Raw genomic sequence first — 24,711 nt, 5'->3', positions numbered from 1 at the left:
GAAGGAGCAGCAGGATGAGTGTGGCGGTCCGGGTCATCCCGTGCCTCGATGTCGCCGGTGGCCGGGTGGTCAAGGGCGTGAACTTCCAGGGCCTGCGCGACGCCGGTGACCCCGTGGAGCTGGCCTACCGGTACGACCAGGACGGCGCCGACGAGGTGACCTTCCTCGACGTCTCCGCCTCGGCGGAGGACCGGGAGACGACGATGGACGTGGTCTCCCGCACCGCGGAGCAGATCTTCGTGCCGCTGACCGTCGGCGGCGGGGTGCGCGCGGTCGCGGACGTCAACCGGCTCCTCAAGGCCGGCGCGGACAAGGTGGGGGTGAACACCGCCGCCATCGCGCGGCCCGAGCTCATCAGCGAGATCGCCGACCGCTTCGGCAGCCAGGTCCTCGTGCTGTCCGTCGACGCCCGCCGGGTCACCGGGGAGACCCGCACGCCCTCCGGGTACGAGGTGACCACGCACGGCGGGCGCCGGGGCACGGGCATCGACGCGGTGGAGTGGGCCGCGCGCGGCGCCGAGCTCGGCGCCGGGGAGATCCTGCTGAACTCCATGGACGCCGACGGCACCAAGGACGGCTACGACCTGACCATGCTCCGCGACGTGCGCCGGGAGGTGCGGGTGCCCCTCATCGCCTCCGGCGGGGCGGGCAAGGTCGCGGACTTCGCCCAGGCGGCGCAGGCCGGCGCGGACGCGGTGCTCGCGGCGTCGGTGTTCCACTTCGGCACGATGACGATCGGCGAGGTCAAGACAGACATGCGGGCGCGCGGCATCGCGGTGCGCTGACCGCGGCCCCGGCCAGCCGCGCCCGGCGCCCGCCGAGGGGTGGGCGCGCCGCCCCTGGCCGACCGCCGGTGGCGGTCCGGGTTTCTCGCGGCAGACTGTGACCGGCAGACCAGCGGTTCGCACACCGACGGAGGGCTCGTGACCTGGATGGAGACCGAGCGCGCCGCGCTCGTGGAGACGTTCCGCCGCGCCGATCCCGACGCGCCCACCCTGTGCGAGGGCTGGACCGTGCGGCACCTGCTCGCGCACCTCGTCCAGCGCGAGCACCATCCGCTGCGTCAGGCCGCCGACGTCATCGCCCGGCCGCGCCCGGGCCGGGAGCGGTTCCTGGGCCGGCTCGTCGAGCAGGCCCGCACCCCGGCCGGGTACGCCGCCCTGCTGGAGACCTTCGCCGCGGGCATGTCGCCGCGGAACCCGGTGGGCTGGGCCGGTGACCGCGCGCACCACGTGGAGTACGTCATCCACCACGAGGACGTGCGCCGCGGTCGCGGTCCGGTCGACCCGCGTGTGCTGCCCCCGGACCAGGTGCGCGCGATCTGGGCCGAGCTGGCCCCGCTGGCGCGGCTGGGCTACCGGCGCAGCCCGGTCGGCGTCGTGCAGGCGGTCCCGGGCGGTCCCCGGCGGGTGGCCAGGCGCGCGCCCGACGCCGTGGTCGTCGCCGGTGACCCGGTCGAGCTGGCCCTGCACGCCTCGGGGCGCGTCGAGGCGGCCGACGTCGACGTCGTCGGGCGGGCGGAGACCGTCGAGCGGTTCCTGCGCTGGAGCGGCCCGACGGTCGCCGCCCGTGAGGACGTCGACGCGTGAGGACGGGGATGTCAGACGGCGGACCGACCGGTCGTGGCGACGTTGACGTCTGGTGACCAGATGACCGCTCGCGACGACGTCGACGTCTCGCCGCCGGGCCGGGCGTACGCGCTGCCGGGTGGCGCGCTGCGGCGCGGGGCGGCGCTGATCGCGCGCGGCGTCCTCGACTCGCGCCGTACCTCGGCCCTCGCCGCCCTCGGCGCCGCCCTGTACGGGGTGTGCACCGTCGCCTCCGGGTGGATGCTCGGCCGGGTCACCGACCGGGTCGTCGTCCCGGCGCTGACCACCGGTCAGGTCGACGCCGGCCCCCTGTGGGCCGCCGGCGGCCTGCTCCTGCTCGTCGGGGTGCTCACCGCCGTCGGCGTCGCGCTCCGCCGCATCTACGCCGGCTGGGCCGCCTACGAGGTGCAGGCGGCGCACCGGCTGCGGGTGACCCGCCAGTACCTGCGCCTGCCGATGAGCTGGCACCGCCGCCACCCCACCGGCCAGCTGCTCTCCAACGCCAACGCCGATGCCGAGGCCGCCGCCGGCGTGTTCTTCGTCTTCCCGTGGGCGCTGGGGGTGGCGGTCATGCTGGTCGTCGCCGCGGTGGCGATGATCGCCGTCGATCCGGTCCTCGGCGTGGTCGGGGTGGGCGTGCTGCCGCTGGTCGTCCTCGCCAACGGCGTCTACCGGCGGCGGATGGCCCCGGCGGCCGCCGGCGCCCAGCGCCTGCGCGCCGAGGTCGCCGACGTCGCCCACGAGAGCTTCGACGCGGCGCTGCTCGTGAAGTCCCTGGGCACCGCGGACATCGAGGAGGCCCGCTTCGCCGACCGCACCGCGGCGCTGCGCGACGCCAACATCGCCATGGGCCGCATCAGGTCCGTGTTCGACCCCGTGGTCGAGCTGCTGCCCTCCGCGGCCACCCTCGCCGTCGTCGCGGTCGGCGCCTGGCGGGTGCGCGCCGGCCTCGCCGCCACCGGCGACGTGGTCACCATCGCCTACCTGCTCACCGTCATGACGATGCCGGTGCGGGCCATCGGCTTCCTGCTCGGCGAGATCCCCCGCTCGCTGGTCGGCTACGACCGCATCGCCCGGGTCATCGACGCCACCGGGGCCCAGGCGTCCGGCCGCGCCGCGCTCCCCGGCGACGGCGCCGTGGACCTGCGGCTCGAGGGCGTCACCGTCACCGTGCCGGCGCGGCTGCGCGGCGCCCGGCCCGAGGACCTCGCCGGGCCCGGGCACCGGGCGGACGGCGGCGCCGGCGCGCCGACCGGTGGTGGCGCGCCGCCGGCGCCCGACGGACCCGCACCGGTCGTCGACCTCCTCCACGACGTCTCGCTGCACGCGGCCGCGGGCCGCACCGTCGCCCTCGTCGGCGCCACCGGCGCCGGCAAGTCCACCCTCGCCGCGGTCGTCGCCCGCCTCCTCGACCCCACCGGCGGCCGGGTCCTGCTCGACGGCACCGACGCCCGCGACCTCGACCCCGCCGCCCGGACGGCGGCGGTGGCCCTCGTCGGCCAGTCGACCTTCGTCTTCGACGACACCGTGCGCGGCAACGTCACCCTCGAGGACGCCGGCCGGTTCGACGACGCCGCGGTGTGGGCGGCGCTGCGCACCGCGCGGGCCGAGGGCTTCGTCCGGGCGCTGCCCGCCGGCCTGGACACGGTGGTGGGCGAGCGCGGCGCCACCCTCTCGGGCGGGCAGCGCCAGCGCCTGGCCCTCGCCCGGGCGCTCGTGCGCCGCCCCCGGCTGCTCGTCCTCGACGACGCCACCTCCGCCGTCGACCCCGTGGTGGAGCAGGAGATCCTCGCCGGGCTGCGCGGGGTGGGCGGGTGCACGGTGCTGCTGGTCGCCTACCGGCCGGCGACCATCGCGCTCGCCGACGAGATCGTCCACCTCGACGCCGGCCGCGTGGTCGACGCCGGCCGGCACGCCGACCTCGTCGCCCGCGACCCCGGCTACCGCGACCTGGTCACCGCCTACGCCCGGCGGGCCGCCGAGGCCGCCCTGGAGGCCGACGCCGACGCCGACGCCGACGCCGGCGCTCGGGAGGGGGCCCGGTGAGCGCCCGGATCTCCTCCGCCAGCGACCTCGGCGTCGTCGGCACCGTCCGGCGCGGCGTCCAGCTCTCCCCGGCCCTGACCGACGGCCTGACCGCCACGGTGCTGCTCGCCCTGGTCGCCACGGCCGGGCGGATGGTCGTGCCGGTGACCATCCAGCAGGCCACCGACCACGGCGTCCTCGCCCCCGGCGGGCCCGACGTCGGGCGCGTGCTGGCGGTGTGCGCCGTCGGCCTCGCCGTCCTGCTCCTCACCGGGCAGGCCAGCGCCCTGGTCAACGTGCGGCTGTACCGCACCAGCGAGCGGGGCCTGGCCCAGCTGCGGGTGCGGACCTTCCGCCACGTCCACGACCTCTCGGCCCTGACCCAGTCCGCCGAGCGGCGCGGCGCCCTGGTCTCCCGGGTCACCTCCGACGTCGACACCATCTCCACCTTCGTCCAGCGCGGCGGGCTCACGCTCCTGCTCAACGCCGCCCAGCTGCTGCTCGCCACCGTCGCGATGGTCCTGTACGACTGGCGGCTGGCCCTGCTCGTGTGGCTGTGCTTCGCCCCCATGGCCGTGCTGGCCCCCCGCGCCCAGCGGGCCATCTCCGCCGCCTACGCCGAGGTGCGGGTCCGGGTGGGCGCGATGCTCGCCGCGGTCGGCGAGTCCGTGGTCGGCGCCGAGACGATCCGCGCCTACGGGGCGGCGCGGCGCACCCAGCGGCGCATCGACCACGCGGTGCGCGCCCACCGCGGCGCGGCGGTGCGCGCGCAGACCCGGGTGTCGCTGGCGTTCTCCTCCGGGGTGGTGCTCTCCGGGGTGGCCCTGGCCGCCGTCGTCGTCGCGGGCACCCTGCTCGGCGCGGCCGGGCAGCTGAGCGTCGGCGCGCTGCTCGCCGTCCTCTTCCTCGTCCAGATGTTCACCGGGCCGGTGCAGAACGCCACCGAGATGCTCAACGAGCTGCAGAACGCCGTCGCCGGCTGGCGCCGGGTCATCGCGGTGCTCGAGACCCCCGCCGAGGTCACCGACCCGGTCCGGCCCACCACGGCGCCGCCCGGCCCGGGCCGCCTGGAGCTGCGCGGGGTCCGCTTCGCCTACCCCGGCGGTCCCGAGGTGCTCCACGGCGTGGACCTCGTCATCCCCGCCGGCGCGCGGGTGGCGGTCGTCGGTCGCACCGGCTCGGGGAAGACCACCCTGGTCAAGCTCCTCGCCCGGCTCATGGACCCCACGGCCGGGCGGGTGCTCCTCGACGGCGTCGACCTGCGCGACCTGGCCCTGCGCGACCTGCGCGCCCGGGTGGTGCTCGTGCCCCAGGAGGGCTTCCTCTTCGACGGCACCCTGGCGGAGAACATCGCCTACGGGCCCGCGCCCGCCGGCCCCGACCGGGTGCGCCACGCCGTCGCCGCCCTGGGCCTGGAGGCGTGGACGGACACGCTGCCCGCCGGCCTGGACACCCCGGTCGGCCAGCGCGGGGAGTCGTTGTCGGCGGGGGAGCGCCAGCTCGTCGCGCTCGCCCGCGCCTACCTCGCCGGCGCGGGCGTCCTCCTGCTCGACGAGGCCACCTCCGCCGTCGACCCGGCCACCGAGACCCGGGTCAGCCGCGCGCTCGACCGGCTCACCGCCGGGCGCACGTCGGTGACGGTCGCGCACCGCCTCGCCACCGCCGAGAGCGCCGACCTCGTGGTCGTGGTCGACGACGGGCGCGTCGTCGAGGTCGGCACCCACCCCGACCTGGCGGCCGCCGGCGGGACGTACGCGCGGATGCACCGCTCCTGGGTCACCCAGACGGCGTAGCCTCCCGGCGCGGACGGCGTCGGCGCCGCGGCGCGCCCGCGTGGCAAGATCGAGCGGTGCAGACCTCCCTCGATCCCGCCATCGCCGCCCGCCTCAAGCGCGACGACCACGGCCTCGTCGCCGCCGTCGTCCAGCAGCACGACACCGGCGAGGTGCTCATGGTTGGCTGGATGGACGACGAGGCGCTCGCCCGCACCCTCACCACCGGGCGCGCGTGGTACTGGTCGCGCTCGCGGCAGGAGTACTGGCGCAAGGGGGACACCTCCGGGCACACCCAGCACGTGAAGTCCGTGGCGCTGGACTGCGACGGCGACACCCTGCTGGTCCGGGTCGACCAGGTCGGGCCCGCCTGCCACACCGGCACCCGCACCTGCTTCGAGGCCGGCGGCGACCTCGGCGCCGTCGTCGCGGAGGCGGACGCATGAGCACGGAGACCACCTACCTGAGCACCCCCCGGGTGGAGTGGGGCGAGACCTGGCCCACCCTGCCCGAGTTCCGGCAGATGGCCGCCGACCGGCGGGTCATCCCGGTGGTCCGCCGCCTCCTCGCCGACGACGTCACCCCCGTGGGCCTGTACCGCCAGCTGGCCGGCGGGCGCCCGGGCACCTTCATCCTCGAGTCCGCCGAGCACGACGGCGCGTGGTCGCGCTGGTCCTTCGTCGGCGCCGCCTCCCGGGCCACCCTGACGAGCCGGGACGGACACGCGGTGTGGCACGGCGACGTCCCCGTCGGCATCCCGGCCGCCGGGCCGGTCCTGGACGTCCTCGGCGCCGCGCTCGCCGAGCTGGCCACCCCCGCCATCCCGGGTCTGCCGCCGCTCACGGGCGGGCTGGTCGGCTCGCTGGGCTGGGACGTGCTGCGCCAGTGGGAGCCGACGTTGCGCGCCCAGGCGCCCGTGGAGCACGACACCCCCGAGGTGGCGCTGTGCCTGGCCACCGACATGGCGGCGGTGGACCACCACGACGGGTCCGTGTGGCTCATCGCCAACGCGGTGAACTTCGACAACACCTCCCAGCGGGTCGACGCCGCCCACGCCGACGCCGTCGCCCGGCTCGACGCGATGGAGGCGGCGCTGCTGCGCCCGGCCACCACGGCCGCCGCCGTGCGGGTGGCGGCCGAGGAGCCGGAGCTGCGGTTCCGGACGCCGCGCGAGGACTTCGAGACCGCCGTGCTCGCCGCCAAGCAGGCGATCTACGACGGCGAGGTCTTCCAGGTGGTGCTCTCCCAGCGCCTGGACATCGACTGCGCCGCCGACCCGCTCGACGTCTACCGGGTGCTGCGCACCATCAACCCCTCGCCGTACATGTACTACCTCCAGCTCGCCGACCCCGACGGCCCGGCGGGCGACGGCGTGGCTCGCGAGGACGCCTCGGGCGGCGCCGCCGGCACGTTCGCCGTCGTCGGCTCCAGCCCGGAGACCCTCGTGCACGTCCAGGACGGCACGGTCACGACCTTCCCCATCGCCGGGTCCCGTCCGCGCGGGGCGACCCAGGCGGAGGACCGGGCCCTGGCCGAGGAGCTGCTGGCGGACCCGAAGGAGATCTCCGAGCACGTCATGCTCGTCGACCTGGCCCGCAACGACCTGACCAAGGTGTGCCGGCCGGAGACCGTCGAGGTGGTCGAGCTCATGGAGATCAAGCGGTTCAGCCACATCATGCACATCTCCTCGACCGTGCAGGGCCGGCAGCGGGACGCCACGAGCGCGCTGGACTGCCTCACCGCGACCTTCCCGGCCGGGACCCTCTCCGGGGCGCCCAAGCCCCGGGCGATCGAGCTCATCGACGCCCTCGAGCCGGCCCGCCGCGGCGTGTACGGCGGGGTGGTGGGGTACTTCGACTTCGCCGGGAACCTCGACATGGCCATCGCCATCCGCACCGCCGTCATCCGCGGCCACCGTGCCTCGGTCCAGGCCGGCGCCGGGATCGTCGCCGACTCGGTGCCCGCCACCGAGTACGAGGAGACCCGCAACAAGGCCGCCGCGGCGGTCCGCGCGATCCAGGTGGCGGCCGGGCTGCGCCCGCTGGCCGACCGCGCCGGGGCGCGGCCGTGACCGACGCCGGCGCCGCGCCCGGCTCGGGGCCGGCGGGCCCGGGCGGGACGCCGGGGCGGGTCACCCGCCGCGCGGTGGTGCTGGCCGCCCTCGGCCTCGCGGTGCTGCTCCTCGCCCTCGGCGGGCTGCCGTGGGTGCGCGGGGAGGTGGCCACTGTCATCGACGTCCGGCCGGTGAGCGTGACCGGCGCGGGCGCCACCCCGGCGCTGACCGCGGCCGCGCTCGTCGTCGGGGCCGCCGCGCTGACCGTGGCGATCGGGCGCCGGGTCGCCGTCGCCGTCGGCGGCGTGGTGCTGATCGGCGCCGCGGCGCTCGTGGCGGCGGCGGTGGTCGGCTTCCTCCAGGACCCGACGGCGCCCGCCCTCGCCGAGGCCGCGCAGGTCAGCGGCGTGCCGCAGCTGTCCGGCACGGCCCACGTGACCCCCTGGCCCTGGGCGGCGCTCGTGGTGGCCGCCGCGTTGGCGGTGCTGGGCGCGCTCACGCTGGTGCGCGGGCGGGCCTGGCAGAGCGGGGGACGACGCTTCGAGCGGACGACGGCGCCCGGGACGTCGGCCCCGGGCGCCGCCCCGAGCGCGGCCCGGGACGCGCGGACACGGGCCATGGACGACTGGGACGCCCTGGGCCGGGGCGAGGACCCCTCCGGTGGCGACGAGGCCCCGTCCGGCGAGGACCACGAGCCGCCGGCGCCCCGCTGACGACGACGCTCGCGCCACGCCGCCGTGAGGGCGCGCGTGGCCGGGCGCGGCGGGGAGCCGCGCTTTCCCGCTAGGGTGAGCCCTATACCGCTGACAGCCCGTGAAAGGGAAGAGAAGACATGCCACAGACGCCCGAGCCGGAGACCTACACGCTGCCCCCGGCCGCGCCGTTCGCCAACCACGGCCGGACGAAGGCCGCGTGGGTCCTCATGTGGTGCGTGTGCCTGGGCTTCCTGGTCACCGGCCTCGGCCTGATGCTGAGCAACCAGGTCGTGGTGATCGTCGGGGTCGTCCTCACCGTCGGTGGGGCCGTCCTCAGCCTGGTGATGCGCGGCATGGGGCTGGGCCAGCCGGCGACCGCCGGCGTGCACACCGACCAGCGCGACTGGTACTCCGCCTGATGGCGGGGGAGAACCAGCCCTCCGACGAACCGCGTTACGGCCAGCGCATCCCGCAGGCGCCGCGCGACGATCAGCCGCCGGCGTCCGGCCAGCCCGCCTACGGCGCCTACGCCCAGCAGCCGGCGTCCGGCCAGCCCGCATACGGCGCGTACACCCAGCAGCCGGCCTACGGCGACGGCTTCGGCCAGCCCTCCCCGGCGCAGCAGTACGGCCAGCCCTACGGCGCGGGCGCGTACGGGCCGACCGCGGAGAAGAACAACCTCGGCACCATCGGGCTCATCGCCTCGATCGTCGGCATCGTGGGCTCCTTCATCCCCGGGCTCAACGTCATCGCCGGCTTCGGCGGCATCGTCGGTCTCGTGCTCGGCATCCTCGGCCTGCGCGCCGCGAACGCGGGCCAGGCGACCAACCGCGGCATGTCGATCGCGGCGATCGTCGTCGGTGCCGTCCAGATCCTGCTGGGCATCGTGGTCATCATCGGGCTCGCGGCCTTCCTCGGCACGTACGGGACCTCCGGCCTCGAGTCCCTCTGACGCGCGCGACCTGACGCCCCCCGCGCCACGCCCCGCCCGGCCCCGGGCGGGGCGTCGCCGTCCCCGGGGACCGTCGCCCGGCCGCGGAGCTGCCACCCCGGAAGGAGCGCCACCGCGGCGCCCGGCGTCCCCCACCGCGGACGCCGTCCGGGGGTGTCGGCGGCCCGGCCTACCATGGGCGGGACGACAACGAGGGGAGACGGCACCGTGACCGTGCTGGAAGACATCGTCGCCGGGGTCCGCGAGGACCTCGCCGAGCGCGAGGCACAGCGTCCGCTGGACGTCCTCAAGGAGATGGCCCAGCGCCAGGTGGGCGCGAAGGACGGCGTCGCCGCGCTGCGCGGCGAGCACGGCGAGGTGACGATCATCTCGGAGGTCAAGCGCTCGAGCCCGTCCAAGGGCGCGCTGGCCGAGATCGCCGACCCGGCGGGCCTCGCCGCGGAGTACGAGGCCGGCGGGGCGAGCGTCATCTCCTGCCTGACCGAGCGGCGCCGCTTCGGCGGCTCCCTGGAGGACCTCGCCGCGGTGCGCGCGGCGGTGGACATCCCGGTGCTGCGCAAGGACTTCGTCGTCACCCCCTACCAGGTGTGGGAGGCGCGGGCGTTCGGGGCCGACCTCGTGCTCCTCATCGTCGCCGCCCTCGAGCAGGAGGTGCTCGTCTCGCTGATCGAGCGGGTCCACTCCCTGGGCATGACCGCGCTGGTCGAGGCCCACGACCGCGAGGAGGCGCAGCGCGGGCTGGACGCCGGCGCCCGGGTCCTGGGCATCAACGCGCGCAACCTGCACACCCTCACCGTCGACCGTGCGGTGTTCAGCCAGGTCGTCGACGTCGTGCCGAGCGGGGTCATCAAGGTCGCCGAGTCCGGCGTTCGCGGGCCGCACGACGTGCTCGACTACGCCCGCGCCGGGGCCGACGCGGTCCTGGTCGGCGAGGCGCTGGTGACCACCGGCAACCCCCGCCAGGCGGTGGCCGACATGGTCGCCGCCGGCTCCCACCCGTCCCTGCGGGCGGTGCGCAAGTGAGCGAGCAGCACACCGAGAGCACCCGGCCGGTCACGCTCCCCGAGCACCTCGCCGAGGCTCCGGGCCCCTACTTCGGCGACTTCGGCGGCCGGTTCGTCGCCGAGGCGCTCGTCGCGGCGCTCGACGATCTCACCGCCGCCTGGGAGGAGCTCAAGGTCGACCCGGCGTTCCTCGCCGAGATGGACCGCCTCAACCGCACCTACACCGGCCGGCCCAGCATCATCACCGAGGTGCCCCGCTTCGCCGAGCACGCCGGCGGCGCGCGGGTCATCCTCAAGCGCGAGGACCTCAACCACACTGGCTCGCACAAGATCAACAACGTCCTCGGCCAGGCGCTGCTCACCCGCAAGGTCGGCAAGCGGCGGGTCATCGCCGAGACCGGCGCCGGCCAGCACGGGGTGGCCACCGCCACCGCCGCCGCCCTGCTCGGCCTGGAGTGCACGATCTACATGGGCGAGGAGGACATGCGCCGCCAGGCGCTCAACGTCGCCCGCATGCGCCTGCTCGGCGCCGAGGTCGTCGGCGTCGCCACCGGCTCGCGGACGCTCAAGGACGCCATCAACGAGGCCTTCCGCGACTGGGTGACCAACGTGGAGACCACCAACTACATCTTCGGCACCGCCGCGGGCCCGCACCCGTTCCCCGCGATGGTCCGCGACTTGCAGAAGATCATCGGCGAGGAGGCCCGCCAGCAGGTGCTGGACCTCACGGGCGCGCTGCCCGACGTCGTGTGCGCCTGCGTGGGCGGCGGCTCGAACGCCATCGGCATCTTCAACGCCTTCCTCGACGACGACGGCGTGCGCCTGGTGGGCCTCGAGGCGGCCGGTGACGGCGTCGAGACCGGGCGGCACGCCTCCTCGATCACCGGCGGCACCCCCGGCGTGCTGCACGGCGCGCGCACCTTCCTGCTCCAGGACGAGGACGGTCAGACGGTGGAGTCCCACTCCATCTCCGCCGGCCTGGACTACCCCGGCGTGGGCCCCGAGCACTCCTGGCTGGCCAGCATCCACCGCGCCGAGTACCAGCCGGTCACGGACAGCGAGGCCATGGAGGCGTTCCGGCTGCTGTGCCGCACCGAGGGCATCATCCCGGCCATCGAGAGCGCCCACGCCCTCGCCGGGGCCATCCGCATCGGAAAGGAGGCCGCGGCCGCCGGGCAGCCGGCCCCGACCATCCTGGTCAACCTCTCCGGGCGCGGGGACAAGGACGTGGAGACGGCCGCGGCCTGGTTCCACCTCCTCGACGCCGACCAGCACGAGGGCGCCGTGCCGGAGGCCGCCGGGCCCGAGGACGCGGCGAAGACCGGCGCCGTGGACGGTGCGGGTTACGAGGCCACCGGGAGCGTGGAGCTGTGAGCATGACGACCACCGGCGCGGCGACCGCGTCCAAGACCGCGGCGGCGATCGACGCTGCCAAGGCTCGCGGGGGAGCGGCCCTCGTCGGCTACCTCCCGGTCGGCTTCCCCGACGTCGACACCTCCGTCCGGGCCGCCCGCCAGCTCGTCGCGGCCGGCGCCGACGTCATCGAGCTCGGGCTGCCCTACTCCGACCCGGGCATGGACGGCGAGACCATCCAGCGGGCCACCCAGGCCGCGCTCGACGGCGGCACCCGCACCGCCGACGTGCTGCGCGCCGTCGAGCAGGTCGCCCAGACCGGCGCCGCGGTGCTGGTCATGACCTACTACAACCCGGTGTACCGCTACGGCGTGGACCGCTTCGCGCGCGACCTCGCCGCGGCCGGCGGGGCCGGCCTCATCACCCCCGACCTGATCCCGGACGAGGCGGGGGAGTGGATCGCCGCCTCCGACGCGCACGGGCTCGACCGGGTCTTCCTCGTGGCGCCGAGCTCGACCGACGCGCGGCTGCGGCTGACCGCCGGCGCCTGCCGCGGCTTCGTCTACGCCGCCTCCACCATGGGCGTCACCGGCGCCCGGACCGCGGTGGACACCCACGCGCGTGGGCTGGTCGCCCGCACCCGCGAGGCCGGCGGCGAGCCGCGGGTGTGCGTGGGCCTCGGGGTGTCCAACCGGGCGCAGGCGGCCGAGATCGCCCAGTACGCCGACGGCGTCATCGTCGGCTCGGCGCTGGTGCGGACCCTCATGCGCCCCGACGGCGACACCGCCGCCGGGCTGCGCGACCTCACCGCGCTCACCGAGGAGCTGGCCACCGGCGCGCACGGCGGCTGACAGCGCTCGGCGGCGGTCGGCGGCGGGGGCGGGCGTGGCGAGCGGATAGTCTGCACGCGTGCTGACCTCCGCCGTCCTCGCCGCCCTGCCCAGCCCGCCCCAGGGGGTCTGGCAGCTGGGCCCGCTGCCGGTGCGAGCCTACGCGCTGGCGATCCTGCTCGGCGGGGTGGCGGCCTGGTGGATCCTCGACCGGCGCTACACCGCCAAGGGCGGCCCCAAGGACACCGCCATCGACGTGGTGTTCTGGATGGTGCCGTTCGGCATCGTGGGGGCGCGGCTCTACCACGTCGTCACGACCCCGGAGCCGTACTTCGGCCCGGGCGGCAACCCGTGGAACGCCTTCGCGATCTGGAACGGCGGGCTGGGCATCTGGGGCGCCGTCGCGCTGGGCGCGGTGGGGGCCTGGCTGGGCCTGCGCCGCCGTGGGCTGCGCCTGGCACCGTTCGCCGATGCCCTCGCGCCCGGGCTGCTCGTCGCCCAGGCCATCGGCCGGCTGGGCAACTACTTCAACCAGGAGCTCTACGGCAAGGCCACCACCCTGCCGTGGGGGCTGCGGATCGACGACGCCCACCTCGTCCCGGGGTATCCCTCCGGCACTCTGTTCCACCCGACGTTCCTCTACGAGCTGGTGTGGAACCTCGCCATGGTCGGCGTGCTGGTGTGGGCGGAGCGCCGGTTCCGGCTGGGTCACGGCCGGGTGTTCTGGCTCTACGTCATGCTCTACACCCTGGGCCGGGTGTGGATCGAGTACCTGCGCATCGACACCGCCGAGATCGTCCTCGGCCTGCGGCTGAACGTGTGGACGTCGATCCTCATCTTCCTCGTGGCCCTCGCCTTCTTCGTGGTCATCGGCCGGCGCACCCGCGGGGTGCCGGAGAGCCTGTGGCTGCCGGGCCGGGAACCGGTCGAGGGCACCGTCGCCGGGACCGACGACGGGCAGGAGCCCACGTCGACCGTCACCGTCGCCGCGGAGCCCGCACCGGTCCCTGGCGCGGAGGTGGACGGGCAGGTCGCAGGTGCACCGGGTGGCGCGCGAGCGCCGGGCGAGGAGCACGCCCCCTCGGCGTCTGCCGACGAGGACGTCCCCTCGGCGTCTGCCGACGAGGACGTCTCCGGCCGCGGCTGAGACCGCAGCCCGCTCGGGCCAGTCCGCAGGAGGTAGGCGCGCCGCGGTGAGGAAGCGGCGGCGAACACGCTGCCTGGGCGCAAAACCGCTGGACGGCTTGCCCACCTCGCTGGTTTGGCCCCGGACAGCCCCGAGTGGCGTGCCAACTCGCTGGTTCAGCCCCGGACGGCGTCGAGCGGCCTGCTGGCTCGGTGGTTCGGCCCGTGACGCCGCCCGCGAGGAGCGAAACCTGCTGGCTCGGCCGACGCCTGCGCGTTGGGTCGTACCGGACGGCAAGCGGGCACGGCGGCGCCAGTGAGTAACCGCGGGTCCCAGCAGTTCGAGGAGGTGCCCAGGCCCGCTCGCGCCCACGACGCCCTCACAGCCCGAGGCCCCGCGGCCCCTGCGACAGTCGATGTGACCCGCGGCCACGCGCCGCTCCACGGGCCTGACAACGTTGACAGTCGGGGGCCCGTGCGACTTGACAGCCCCCATCCTCGCGGCTTGTCTGGACGCGTCGTCCGCGGCGGCGGGCGGCCCGGTGTCAAAAATGTGGACACGTTGTGTTACCTCCTGGTCATCAGGCAGTAATATCGCGCCACCATCGGGACGACGGCGACCCAACCACCACTCAGCTCGACGATGCGGGGGTCCGTCAGGGGTCTTCGCGGTGAGGACGACACGCGGATGGAACCAGCTCAGGCGCCCAGTCCGTTTCACACCCGGGCCCGCCACGGTCTGTACGACCCGGCCCACGAGCACGACGCGTGCGGCGTGGCCTTCGTCGCGACCCTGCGCGGCAGCCCGGGGCGGGACATCGTCGAGGCGGCGCTGACGGCCCTGCTCAACCTCGACCACCGCGGCGCTGTGGGCGCGGAGGAGAACACCGGCGACGGCGCGGGCCTGCTCACCCAGGTGCCCGACGCCTTCCTGCGCGCCGTGGTCGACGTCGACCTGCCCGCGGCCGGCGCCTACGCCGTCGGCACGGCCTTCCTGCCCGGGCCCGGCGCGGAGGAGACCGAGCGGGCCGAGGCCGTGCGCCGCATCGAGGGCATCGCCGCCGAGGAGGGGCTGGCCGTGCTCGGCTGGCGCGAGGTGCCGGTCGACGCGTCGATGATCGGTCCCAGCGCGCTGGCCACCATGCCGACCTTCCGGCAGCTGTTCCTCGCCGACGGCGCCTCCACGGGCCTGGCCCTCGAGCGGCTCGCCTTCCGGGTGCGCAAGCGGGTCGAGCGTGAGCTCGGCCTGTACTTCGCCTCCCTCTCGGCGCGCACCCTCGTCTACAAGGGCATGCTCACCACCGGCCAGCTGCGCCCGTTCTTCCCCGACCTCTCCGACGAGCGCTTCGCCAGCGAGCTGGCCCTGGTCCACTCGCGCTTCTCGACCAACACGTTCCCGTCGTGGCCGCTGGCCCAGCCGTTCCGGCTGGTGGCGCACAACGGCGAGATCAACACCGTGCGCGGCAACCGCAACTGGATGGCCGCCCGCGAGGGCGTGCTCGCCTCGGCCGCGCTCGGCGACCTCGCGCCGCTGCTGCCGATCTGCACCCCCGGTGGCTCCGACTCGGCGACCTTCGACGAGGTGCTCGAGCTGCTGCACCTGGCCGGCCGCGCGCTGCCCGAGGCGGTGCTCATGATGATCCCCGAGGCGTGGCAGAACCACGACTCGATGGACCCGGGGCTGCGGGCGTTCTACGAGTACCAGTCCACCCTTATGGAGCCCTGGGACGGCCCGGCCGCGATGACCTTCACCGACGGCACCCTCATCGGCGCCGTCATGGACCGCAACGGCCTGCGCCCCGGGCGCTACTGGGTCACCGCCGACGGGCTCGTCGTGCTCGCCTCGGAGTCCGGCGTCCTCGACCTCGACCCGGCGCGGGTGATGCGCAAGGGCCGGCTCGAGCCCGGCCGGATGTTCCTCGTCGACACCGGCTCCGGCCGCATCGTCGAGGACGAGGAGATCAAGCGGACCCTGGCGGACCAGCACCCCTACCAGCAGTGGCTGGACGAGGGGCTGGTCCACCTCGAGGACCTGCCCGAGCGCGACCACGTCGACCACTCCCGGCTCTCGGTGATCCGCCGTCAGCAGACCTTCGGCTACACGGAGGAGGAGCTGCGCCTCCTCCTCGCGCCGATGGCGGCCACCGGCGCCGAGGCGCTCGGCTCCATGGGGACCGACACCCCGGTGGCGGTGCTCTCCGCCCGGCCGCGCCTGCTGTTCGACTACTTCTCCCAGCTCTTCGCGCAGGTGACCAACCCGCCGCTGGACGCCATCCGCGAGGAGCTCGTCACCGCGCTGGGCGGGGCGATCGGCCCCGAGCCGAACATCCTGGAGGACGGCCCCGAGCACGCCCGCAAGCTCGTCGTGCCCTTCCCGACCATCGACAACGACCAGCTCGCCAAGATCAAGCACATCGCCCAGACCCCGCGGAAGGGGAACCACTTCTCCGCGGCGACCATCGCCGGGCTCTACCCGGTCGCCGGCGGCGGCGCCGGCCTGCACGCCCGGCTGGAGGAGATCTTCGCCGAGGTCGACGCCGCGATCGAGCAGGGCCACAACGTCATCGTGCTGTCCGACCGCGACTCCACCGCGGCGCTGGCGCCGATCCCGTCGCTGCTGCTCACCTCCGCGGTGCACCACCACACCCTGCGCCGGCGCACCCGCACGAGGATCTCGCTCATCGTCGAGGCCGGCGACGTCCGCGAGGTCCACCACGTGGCCCTGCTCATCGGCTACGGCGCCGCCTGCGTCAACCCCTACCTCGCCATGGAGAGCGTCGAGCACCTGGTGCGCTCCGGCGTCGTGCGCGGGGTGACCCCGCAGCAGGCGGTGAGGAACCTCATCAAGGGCCTGGGCAAGGGCGTGCTCAAGGTCATGTCGAAGATGGGCATCTCCACCGTGGCCTCCTACCGCGGCGCGCAGGTCTTCGAGGCGATCGGCCTGTCCGAGGACCTCGTGGAGGCCTACTTCACCGGCACGCCGACCCCGCTGGGCGGCGTCGGCCTCGACGTCATCGCCGCCGAGGTCGCCGCCCGGCACGCCACCGCCTACCCGCACTCGGGCATCTCCCCGGCCCACCGCACGCTGCGCATGGGCGGGGAGTACCAGTGGCGCCGCGAGGGCGAGCCGCACCTGTTCGACCCCGAGACGATCTTCCGGCTGCAGCACTCCACGAAGACCCGCCGCTACGACGTCTTCCGCAAGTACACCGAGGGCGTCAACGAGCAGTCCCGCCGCCTCATGACGCTGCGCGGCCTGCTCCGGCTCAAGACCGGCGAGCGCGCCCCGGTGCCGCTGGAGGAGGTCGAGCCGGTCAGCGCGATCGTCAAGCGCTTCTCCACCGGCGCGATGAGCTACGGCTCGATCTCCGCCGAGGCGCACGAGACCCTGGCGATCGCGATGAACATCCTCGGCGGGAAGTCGAACACCGGCGAGGGCGGCGAGGACACCGACCGGCTGCACGACCCGCGGCGGCGCTCGGCCATCAAGCAGGTCGCCTCGGGCCGCTTCGGCGTGACGGCGGACTACCTCACCAACGCCGACGACATCCAGATCAAGATCGCCCAGGGCGCCAAGCCCGGCGAGGGCGGCCAGCTGCCCGCGCACAAAGTCTACCCGTGGGTGGCGCACACCCGGCACTCCACGCCCGGCGTCGGGCTGATCTCCCCGCCGCCGCACCACGACATCTACTCGATCGAGGACCTGGCCCAGCTGATCCACGACCTCAAGAACGCCAACCCGGCGGCGCGGATCCACACCAAGCTGGTCAGCGAGATCGGCGTGGGCACGGTGGCCGCCGGCGTCGCCAAGGCGCACTCCGACGTGGTCCTGATCTCCGGGCACGACGGCGGCACGGGCGCGGCGCCGCTGACCTCGCTCAAGCACGCGGGCGCCCCGTGGGAGATCGGCCTGGCCGAGACCCAGCAGACCCTCGTGCTCAACGACCTGCGCGACCGGGTGGTCGTCCAGGCCGACGGGCAGATGAAGACCGGCCGCGACGTCCTCGTCGCCGCGCTGCTCGGGGCGGAGGAGTTCGGCTTCGCCACCGCCCCGCTGGTGGTCGAGGGCTGCATCATGATGCGGGTGTGCCACCTGGACACCTGCCCGGTGGGGGTGGCCACCCAGAACCCCGAGCTGCGCAAGCGGTACACCGGCAAGGCCGAGCACGTGGTGACCTTCTTCGAGTTCATCGCCGAGGAGGTGCGCGAGCTCCTCGCCGCCCTGGGCCTGCGCTCGATCGACGAGGCCGTCGGCCGGGTCGACCTGCTCGACGCGGCCGAGGCGGTGGAGCACTGGAAGGCCTCCGGGCTCGACCTCAGCCCGCTGCTCGCGCCGGTGGAGCCCCGGCCCGGGTCGGCGCGGCACCACGCACGCGCCCAGGACCACGGGCTGGAGAAGGCGCTCGACAACGAGCTCATCCGCCTGGCCGGCCCCGCCCTGGAGGGCGGCGAGCACGTGCGGGCCGACCTGCCCGTGCGCAACGTCAACCGCACCGTGGGCACGATGCTCGGCCACGAGCTGACCAAGCGGTACGGCGCCGAGGGCCTGCCCGACGGCACCATCGACATCACCCTGCGCGGCTCGGCCGGCCAGTCCTTCGGCGCGGTGCTGCCCCGCGGCATCACGCTGCGCCTGGTGGGGGACGCCAACGACTACGTCGGCAAGTCCCTCTCCGGCGGCCGGATCGTGGTCCGCCCCGACGAGAGGGCGGTCTTCTCGGCCCAGGACAACGTGGTGGCGGGCAACGTCATCGCATACGGCGCGACCTCCGGGGAGATCTACCTCCGCGGCCGGGCCGGGGAGCGCTTCGCGGTCCGCAACTCCGGGGCCACGCTGGTCGTCGAGGGCGTGGGCGACCACGCCGCCGAGTACATGACCGGCGGCACGCTGCTCATCCTCGGCCCCACCGGCCGGAACGTGGGCGCCGGCATGTCCGGCGGCACCGCCTACGTCCTCGACCTCGACACCGCCAAGGTCAACGCCCCGGCGCTGGCCGGCGGCGAGCTGATCCTGTCCGCGCTGGACGCCGAGGACCACGCGATCGTCGTCGACCTGCTGCGCCGCCATCTGGAGCTGACCGACTCCGCCGTGGCGGCCGAGCTGCTGGCGGACCTCGACACCCTCGACGCCCGCCTCACCAAGGTGCTCCCGCGCCAGTACGCCGCCGTCTCCGCCGCCCTGGTCAAGGCGGCCGAGGACGGCCTCGACCCGAGCTCGCCGGACGTGTGGGCCAACATCATGGAGGCTTCCCGTGGCTGACCCCCAGGGTTTCCTGAAGCATCGCGAGCGGGAGCTGCCCCGCCGCCGGCCGGTGCCGGTGCGGATCATGGACAACAAGGAGGTCTACGAGCGCCGCGCGGAGGACGCCCCGGCCCTCGTGCGCCAGGCCGCCCGGTGCATGGACTGCGGCGTGCCCTTCTGCCACAACGGCTGCCCCCTGGGCAACCTCATCCCCGAGTGGAACGAGCTCACCCGCACCCAGGACTGGGCCGGGGCCATCGAGCGGCTGCACGCGACCAACAACTTCCCGGAGTGGACCGGCCGGCTGTGCCCCGCGCCGTGCGAGACGGCGTGCGTGCTGGGCATCAACCAGCCCCCGGTGACCATCAAGAACATCGAGCAGTCCATCGCCGACAACGCCTGGGACCGCGACCTCATCCGGCCGCTTATCCCCGAGCGGCTCACCGGCTCCACCGTCGCGGTGATCGGCTCCGGCCCTGCCGGGCTGGCCGCCGCCCAGCAGCTCACCCGGGCCGGGCACACCGTGGCCGTCTACGAGCGCGACGACCGCATCGGCGGCCTGCTCACCTACGGCATCCCCGACTTCAAGATGGCCCGCGCACAGGTCGACCGGCGCATCGCCCAGATGGAGGCCGAGGGCACCCGGTTCCGCCCGTCGGTGGACGTCGGCGGCGAGGGCATGCTCAGCGGGCAGGAGCTGCTCGAGCGGTACGACGCCGTCATCCTCGCCATGGGCTCGACCGTGCCGCGCGAGCTGCCGGTCCCCGGGCGCGAGCTCGGCGGGATCCACTACGCCATGGACTACCTCGTCCAGGCCAACCGGGTGGTCGCCGGCCAGGAGGTGCCGGACCAGATCCTCGCCACCGGCAAGGACGTCGTCATCATCGGCGGCGGCGACACCGGCTCGGACTGCCTGGGCACGGCCACCCGCCAGCAGGCCCGCACGATCACCCAGATCGACATCAACCCCGTCCCGCCGGAGGAGCGCCCGGCGAACCAGCCCTGGCCGACCTACCCCAAGGTCTACCGCGTCTCGACCTCCCACGAGGAGAACGGCGAGCGCACCTACGGCGCCTCGACGGTCGAGCTCCTCTCCGACGGCTCGGCGGGGGAGGGGCAGGTCACGCACCTGCGCCTCGTCGACGTCGACCGCACCTCGGGGCAGGCCGTGCCCATCGAGGGCACCGAGCGGATCATCCCCGCCCAGCTGGTCCTGCTCGCGCTCGGCTTCTCCGGGGTCCCGGCCGGCGGGCTGGTCGAGCAGCTGGGTGTCGAGCGGGACGCCCGCGGGCGCATCGTGCGCGATGAGACCTTCGCCACCTCGGTGCCGGGGGTGTACGTCGCCGGCGACGCCGGACGCGGCCAGTCGCTCATCGTGTGGGCCATCGCCGAGGGTCGGTCGGCGGCCTCCGCCGTCGACGCCTACCTGCGCGGGGAGACGGAGCTTCCGGCCCCGATCCTGCCCTCGACGGTGTCGGTCTCGGTCTGAGCGACGCCCGCGCGGCGCCGCCCGCCACGGCCCGGCCACCCGGTCATCCGGGGTCGCCGGGCCGTCGGCGTCCGTGCCGCGCAGCACACCGGTGAGCGGCACCACTGGGACCCCGCGCGGGCGGCCCGGGACCGCCAGGCCCTAGGCTGGGGCCCATGCGTAGAGCGAAGATCGTGTGCACCATCGGCCCCGCCACCGAGTCCCCCGAGAAGGTCCAGGAGCTGGTGGACGCCGGCATGGACGTCGCCCGGATCAACCGCTCCCACGGCGCCGTCGAGGAGCACGAGGCGGTCTACCGCAACGTCCGCGCCGCCGCACAGGCCTCGGGCCGCGCCGTCGCCGTCCTCGTCGACCTCCAGGGCCCGAAGATCCGCCTGGGCAACTTCGCCGACGGCAAGGTCAACCTCCGCGAGGGCGACACCTTCACGATCACCACCGAGGAGGTCCCCGGGAACGCCGAGATCGCCTCGACGACCTACAAGGGTCTGCCCGGCGACGCCAACCCCGGCGACCGCATCCTCATCGACGACGGCAAGGTCGCCGTCCGCGTCCTCGAGGTGGACGGCCCGCGCGTCGTCACCAGGGTCGAGGTGCCCGGCCCGGTGTCCAACCACAAGGGGCTGAACCTGCCCGGCGTGGCCGTGTCGGTGCCCGCCCTGTCCGAGAAGGACAAGGAGGACCTGCGCTGGGCCCTGAACATCGGCGCGGACATGATCGCGCTGTCCTTCGTCCGCTCCGCCGCCGACGTCGAGGACGTCCACGCGATCATGGACGAGGAGGGGCGCCGGGTCCCGGTAATCGCCAAGATCGAGAAGCCCCAGGCCGTGGAGAACCTCGTCGAGGTGGTGGACGCGTTCGACGGCGTCATGGTCGCCCGCGGCGACCTCGGCGTCGAGCTGCCGCTCGAGCAGGTGCCGCTGGTGCAGAAGCGGGCCATCGAGCTCGCGCGGCGCAACGCCAAGCCGGTCATCGTCGCCACCCAGATGCTCGAGTCGATGATCAACAGCCCGCGGCCCACCCGCGCCGAGGCCTCCGACGTCGCCAACGCCATCCTCGACGGCGCGGACGCGGTCATGCTCTCCGGCGAGACCTCCGTCGGGGACTTCCCGATCGAGACGGTGCGCACCATGGCCCGCATCGTGGAGAACACCGAGGAGAACGGCGGGGAGCGGATCGCCCCGCTGGGCTCGAGCCCGCACACCCGTGGCGGCGTCATCACCAAGGCCGCCTCGGACATCGGGGAGATGCTCGAGACGAAGTACCTGGTGACCTTCACCCAGTCCGGCGACTCCGCCCGCCGGATGTCCCGGCTGCGCTCGCCCATCCCGCTGCTGGCCTTCACGCCGTCGACCGACGTGCGCAACCAGCTGGCGGTCAGCTGGGGCGTGCAGACCTACACCGTGCCCCCGGTGAGCCACACCGACGACATGGTCAACCAGGTCGACCAGCTCCTGCAGACCACCGGGCTGGCCGAGGAGGGCGACCGGGTCGTCATCGTCGCCGGCATGCCCCCGGGTAAGGTCGGCTCGACCAACTCCATCCGCGTGCACAAGATCGGCGAGACGTACACCAAGGCCTGACGGTCCCGGCGGCGGGCGGCGCGGGTGCGCCGCCCGCCGCTGCGCGTCCGGGTAGGTGAGGTGCCCACGGCGGCCGTCGCGCCTCCGGGCCGCCGAGCGACCGCTCGCGCCGCGGGCGGGTGTTGCCGTCACGGGCGGCTGGTGGACCACCCGCCTGAGTCGCGACGACCCGCGCGGCGCGCCGCGCGAGGCTGCGCCGGACGGCGTCCGGGGCGCCCGCGCGGGCACGGTAACCTGATGCCCGCCTGAAGCTCCTGTGGTGAAACTGGCAGACACACCGCACTCAAAATGCGGCGCCGCGAGGCGTGCGGGTTCGAGTCCCGCCGGGAGCACCGCGACCTTGTCGCGCCCGTCACACGGCCGTTGTTGAACGCGTCACGTGGCGGCGTCCGCGCAGGCCCGCGCGGGGACCGGCGCTATAGGCTGACCCACGTGACGACGAAGAAGCGCAGCGAGGCCCCTGACGAGACGACGACCGCCCCCGACGGTGGCACCGTCCCCATCGACCTGCCCGGCCCCGAGGCCGCTGGCGCCGAGGAGGAGCCGGCTGTCCGCCGGCGCGTGGTCGTCGCGGAGGACGAGACCCTCATCCGGCTGGACATCGTCGAGAGCCTGACCGAGGCCGGCTTCGACGTCGTGGGCGAGGCCGCCAACGGTGAGCAGGCTGTCGCGCTGGCCACCGAGCTCGAGCCCGACGTCGTGGTCATGGACGTCAAGATGCCGGTCATGGACGGCATCACCGCCGCCGAGCGGATCATCGGCAACCGCACCTGCGCCGTGGTCATGCTCACCGCCTTCTCGCAGAAGGAGCTCGTCGAGCGGGCCCGCGACGCCGGCGCGATGGCCTACGTGGTCAAGCCGTTCACCCCCGCCGACCTGCTGCCCGCGGTGGAGATCGCCATCTCCCGCCACCAGGAGATCACCTCGCTCGAGGCCGAGGTCGCCTCGCTCGCCGAGCAGTTCGAGACCCGCAAGCGCGTGGACCGCGCCAAGGGTCTGCTCATGACCAAGATGGGGCTCAGCGAGCCCGAGGCCTTCCGGTGGATCCAGAAGACCTCGATGGACCGCCGCCTGACGATGCGCGAGGTCGCCGACGCCGTCATCGAGCAGGTCGGCGCCAAGTAACGGCCGGACGCCTCCCGGCGTCCCCCCGCGCGGCCCGGTTCCCCACGGAACCGGGCCGTCGCCGTGCCTCCCCGGCCCCAGGCGTCCCTGCCCCACGCCGTCCACCCGAGCCCACGCCGCCCCTCTCCGCGCCCCGTCGCACCGAGCGGCACCGAAGCCGTTCCCTCATCGCTCCGACCCGGCGCGCGTGTGACGCGCGTCACAATCGTGACCGTTCTGTGACATTACCGGACCGGATCCCCCTGACAAGGGGACGCGTCGTCAATACGTTGACGCGCACGGGCGAACCGGCCCGGCACGGGCGCAGGGGCCTCGCGGGCGCGCGCCGCACTCGGGAGACGAAGGAGACGGCATGACTCAGACGAAGACGGGCCTCCGCTCGCTGGCCGTGGTCGCGGCCGTGTCGCTGACGCTCGCGGCGTGCGGGTCCGGTGGCGGCGGCAATGCTGGCGGCGGCGACCCGGCCGGCGGGGGGCTGTTGATCGGCACCCTGCTGCCGCAGACCGGGTCCCTCTCGCAGCTCGGCCCGCCCGAGATCGCCGGCGTGGACCTCGCCGTCAAGGAGATCAACGCGGCCGGGGGCGTCAACGGCGCCGATGTGAAGGTCAGCCACAAGGACTCCTCCGACGCCGATAACGCGCAGGTGTCCACCCAGTCAGTCACCGAGATGATTAGTGAGAAGGTCAACGCCATCGTCGGCGCGGCCTCCTCGCTGGTCACCCTGAACGTCATCGACGACGTGGTCGGCGCGCAGATCGTCATGGTCTCGCCGGCGAACACCGTCGCGAAGCTGTCGGGGTACGACAAGTTCTACTTCCGCACGGCCCCGCCGGACACCATCCAGGGCGACGTCCTCGGCAACCTCATCATCAGCGACGGCGCCGCCAACGTGGGCATCCTCGTGTTCAACGACGACTACGGCACCGGGCTGCGCGACGTCGTGCTGAAGGTGGTTGAGGAGGGCGGCGGCACGGTCACCTACGGCAAGGTGGGGCAGGAGTTCGACCCCACCGAGCAGAACTTCTCCACCATCGTCGGCAACGTGCTGGCGACCCAGCCGGACGCCATCGCCATCATCGCCTTCACCACGCAGACGCCGCTCATCCTCCAGGAGCTCGTCAACCAGGGCTTCGATATGTCCAAGACATACTTCGTCGACGGCAACATGCAGAACTACGGCGAGGACTTCGACCCCGGCACCCTCGAGGGTGCGCAGGGCACCCAGCCCGGCGTGTTCCCGAGCGAGGAGTTCCGCGGCCGGCTCAAGGAGGTCGACGCGAGCCTGAAGGACTTCAACTACGCGGCGGAGTCGTACGACGCGGCCATGATCATCGCCCTGGCGGCGGTGCGTGGCAAGGGCAACGACGGCCCGACCATCCAGGCGAACATGGCCGCCGTCTCCGGCGCCAACGGCGGCGACGAGTGCACCGGCTTCGAGGAGTGCGCCAAGCTCCTCAAGGACGGCAAGGACATCACGTACAAGGCGGTCTCCGGCGTCGGCCCGTTCAACGCCGAGAACGACCCGTCGGCGGCGAACATCGGCATCTACCTGTTCGACGGCGAGAACAACAACTCCTTCCAGCGGGTGGAGTTCGGCGAGATCGCCGGCTGACGACGGCGCCCGTCAGGCGCGCCCCGCAGCACGCAGGGGCTCGGGCCTTCCGCCGGGCCCCTGCGTCGTGCCTGGGGGCGGTGCGACGGGGAGCGGTGGCGATCAAGCGCCCGCACCCGCGCCGGGCCGCGCCGGGTCAGCCCTGATCCACCGACGCTGAGCGGAGCCCGTTGGTCTGGCGGTCGCTGGGGTCGGGATGAGGTCGTGGGCATGGCGGGGCTGCCGGTCTGTGCCGGCCCTTCCACGTCGGGTTCCTCGGTCGTGC

18 protein-coding genes and 1 tRNA gene are annotated in these 24,711 nt (G+C 74.3%); all 19 read left to right on the top strand.

Annotated features, from left to right (window positions below):
* The first annotated feature begins 14 nt into the window (after nt 1-14).
* The 19 genes from hisF to GD880_RS17535 all read left to right on the top strand — a co-directional run bounded on the left by hisF (nt 15) and on the right by GD880_RS17535 (nt 24,446).
* The gene (gene hisF / locus GD880_RS17625) at nt 15-785 is read left to right on the top strand and encodes an imidazole glycerol phosphate synthase subunit HisF (RefSeq protein WP_152232924.1); all 771 of its coding nucleotides are present in this window, start codon (nt 15-17) and stop codon (nt 783-785) included.
* A gap of 147 nt (nt 786-932) precedes the next feature.
* Nucleotides 933-1,589, top strand: coding sequence for a TIGR03085 family metal-binding protein (locus GD880_RS17620; RefSeq protein WP_226909793.1), 657 nt, complete (start codon nt 933-935; stop codon nt 1,587-1,589).
* A 60-nt stretch (nt 1,590-1,649) separates the two neighbouring features.
* Nucleotides 1,650-3,635, top strand: coding sequence for an ABC transporter ATP-binding protein (locus tag GD880_RS17615; protein ID WP_152232922.1), 1,986 nt, complete (start codon nt 1,650-1,652; stop codon nt 3,633-3,635).
* The gene (locus GD880_RS17610) at nt 3,632-5,407 is read left to right on the top strand and encodes an ABC transporter ATP-binding protein (RefSeq protein ID WP_152232921.1); all 1,776 of its coding nucleotides are present in this window, start codon (nt 3,632-3,634) and stop codon (nt 5,405-5,407) included. The genes GD880_RS17615 and GD880_RS17610 overlap by 4 nt, the downstream gene beginning before the upstream one ends.
* Before the next feature lie 56 nt (nt 5,408-5,463).
* On the top strand, nt 5,464-5,832 hold the full coding sequence (gene hisI / locus GD880_RS17605; protein WP_152232920.1) for a phosphoribosyl-AMP cyclohydrolase: 369 nt from the start codon (nt 5,464-5,466) through the stop codon (nt 5,830-5,832).
* The gene (locus GD880_RS17600; protein WP_152232919.1) at nt 5,829-7,457 is read left to right on the top strand and encodes an anthranilate synthase component I; all 1,629 of its coding nucleotides are present in this window, start codon (nt 5,829-5,831) and stop codon (nt 7,455-7,457) included. The genes hisI and GD880_RS17600 overlap by 4 nt, the downstream gene beginning before the upstream one ends.
* A complete protein-coding gene (locus GD880_RS17595) occupies nt 7,454-8,152 on the top strand; it encodes a Trp biosynthesis-associated membrane protein (RefSeq protein WP_152232918.1) in 699 nt (232 codons plus the stop codon). The genes GD880_RS17600 and GD880_RS17595 overlap by 4 nt, the downstream gene beginning before the upstream one ends.
* A 119-nt stretch (nt 8,153-8,271) precedes the next feature.
* Nucleotides 8,272-8,553: an HGxxPAAW family protein gene (locus tag GD880_RS17590; RefSeq protein WP_152232917.1), complete on the top strand. Its 282-nt coding sequence runs from the start codon at nt 8,272-8,274 to the stop codon at nt 8,551-8,553.
* Nucleotides 8,553-9,086 carry a DUF4190 domain-containing protein gene (locus GD880_RS17585; RefSeq protein ID WP_152232916.1) on the top strand — a complete coding sequence of 178 codons (534 nt, stop codon included), beginning with the start codon at nt 8,553-8,555 and terminating at the stop codon, nt 9,084-9,086. The genes GD880_RS17590 and GD880_RS17585 overlap by 1 nt, the downstream gene beginning before the upstream one ends.
* 207 nt (nt 9,087-9,293) lie before the next feature.
* Nucleotides 9,294-10,109: an indole-3-glycerol phosphate synthase TrpC gene (gene trpC / locus GD880_RS17580; protein ID WP_152232915.1), complete on the top strand. Its 816-nt coding sequence runs from the start codon at nt 9,294-9,296 to the stop codon at nt 10,107-10,109.
* Nucleotides 10,106-11,464, top strand: coding sequence for a tryptophan synthase subunit beta (gene trpB / locus GD880_RS17575; protein ID WP_152232914.1), 1,359 nt, complete (start codon nt 10,106-10,108; stop codon nt 11,462-11,464). The genes trpC and trpB overlap by 4 nt, the downstream gene beginning before the upstream one ends.
* A gap of 2 nt (nt 11,465-11,466) precedes the next feature.
* Nucleotides 11,467-12,294, top strand: a complete 828-nt coding sequence (gene trpA / locus GD880_RS17570) for a tryptophan synthase subunit alpha (protein WP_152232913.1) — start codon at nt 11,467-11,469, stop codon at nt 12,292-12,294.
* A gap of 61 nt (nt 12,295-12,355) precedes the next feature.
* Entirely contained in the window at nt 12,356-13,420 is a 1,065-nt protein-coding gene (gene lgt / locus GD880_RS17565) for a prolipoprotein diacylglyceryl transferase (RefSeq protein WP_152232957.1), read from the top strand.
* Nucleotides 13,421-14,086: 666 nt separating this feature from the next.
* Entirely contained in the window at nt 14,087-18,658 is a 4,572-nt protein-coding gene (gene gltB / locus GD880_RS17560) for a glutamate synthase large subunit (RefSeq protein WP_152232912.1), read from the top strand.
* Complete coding sequence (locus GD880_RS17555) at nt 18,651-20,129, top strand: glutamate synthase subunit beta (RefSeq protein ID WP_152232911.1); 1,479 nt, start codon at nt 18,651-18,653, stop codon at nt 20,127-20,129. Before gltB ends, GD880_RS17555 begins: the two co-directional genes overlap by 8 nt.
* Nucleotides 20,130-20,284: 155 nt before the next feature.
* The gene (gene pyk, locus GD880_RS17550) at nt 20,285-21,709 is read left to right on the top strand and encodes a pyruvate kinase (RefSeq protein WP_152232910.1); all 1,425 of its coding nucleotides are present in this window, start codon (nt 20,285-20,287) and stop codon (nt 21,707-21,709) included.
* A gap of 250 nt (nt 21,710-21,959) precedes the next feature.
* A tRNA-Leu gene (locus GD880_RS17545) sits at nt 21,960-22,041 on the top strand.
* Between the two features lie 91 nt (nt 22,042-22,132).
* Nucleotides 22,133-22,834, top strand: a complete 702-nt coding sequence (locus GD880_RS17540; RefSeq protein WP_425552151.1) for an ANTAR domain-containing response regulator — start codon at nt 22,133-22,135, stop codon at nt 22,832-22,834.
* A 352-nt stretch (nt 22,835-23,186) separates the two neighbouring features.
* Nucleotides 23,187-24,446 (top strand): ABC transporter substrate-binding protein, encoded by a 1,260-nt coding sequence (locus GD880_RS17535; protein ID WP_152232909.1) that lies wholly within the window; start codon nt 23,187-23,189, stop codon nt 24,444-24,446.
* Nucleotides 24,447-24,711 lie beyond the last annotated feature (265 nt).

It is taken from the genome of Georgenia ruanii, assembly GCF_009193175.1.
GTDB lineage: Bacteria > Actinomycetota > Actinomycetes > Actinomycetales > Actinomycetaceae > Georgenia > Georgenia ruanii.
The sequence above is the reverse complement of the archived record's forward strand: the minus strand, read 5'-3'. Positions and strand labels throughout refer to the sequence as shown.

Excerpts from the sequence above, each read along its gene's own strand:
- hisF (WP_152232924.1), top strand. The coding sequence starts at position 15 with ATGAGTGTGGCGGTCCGGGTCATCCCGTGCCTCGATGTCGCCGGTGGC.
- GD880_RS17620 (WP_226909793.1), top strand. The coding sequence starts at position 933 with ATGGAGACCGAGCGCGCCGCGCTCGTGGAGACGTTCCGCCGCGCCGAT.
- GD880_RS17615 (WP_152232922.1), top strand. The coding sequence starts at position 1,650 with ATGACCGCTCGCGACGACGTCGACGTCTCGCCGCCGGGCCGGGCGTAC.
- GD880_RS17600 (WP_152232919.1), top strand. The coding sequence starts at position 5,829 with ATGAGCACGGAGACCACCTACCTGAGCACCCCCCGGGTGGAGTGGGGC.
- GD880_RS17590 (WP_152232917.1), top strand. The coding sequence starts at position 8,272 with ATGCCACAGACGCCCGAGCCGGAGACCTACACGCTGCCCCCGGCCGCG.
- GD880_RS17585 (WP_152232916.1), top strand. The coding sequence starts at position 8,553 with ATGGCGGGGGAGAACCAGCCCTCCGACGAACCGCGTTACGGCCAGCGC.
- trpA (WP_152232913.1), top strand. The coding sequence starts at position 11,467 with ATGACGACCACCGGCGCGGCGACCGCGTCCAAGACCGCGGCGGCGATC.
- gltB (WP_152232912.1), top strand. The coding sequence starts at position 14,087 with ATGGAACCAGCTCAGGCGCCCAGTCCGTTTCACACCCGGGCCCGCCAC.
- pyk (WP_152232910.1), top strand. The coding sequence starts at position 20,285 with ATGCGTAGAGCGAAGATCGTGTGCACCATCGGCCCCGCCACCGAGTCC.
- GD880_RS17535 (WP_152232909.1), top strand. The coding sequence starts at position 23,187 with ATGACTCAGACGAAGACGGGCCTCCGCTCGCTGGCCGTGGTCGCGGCC.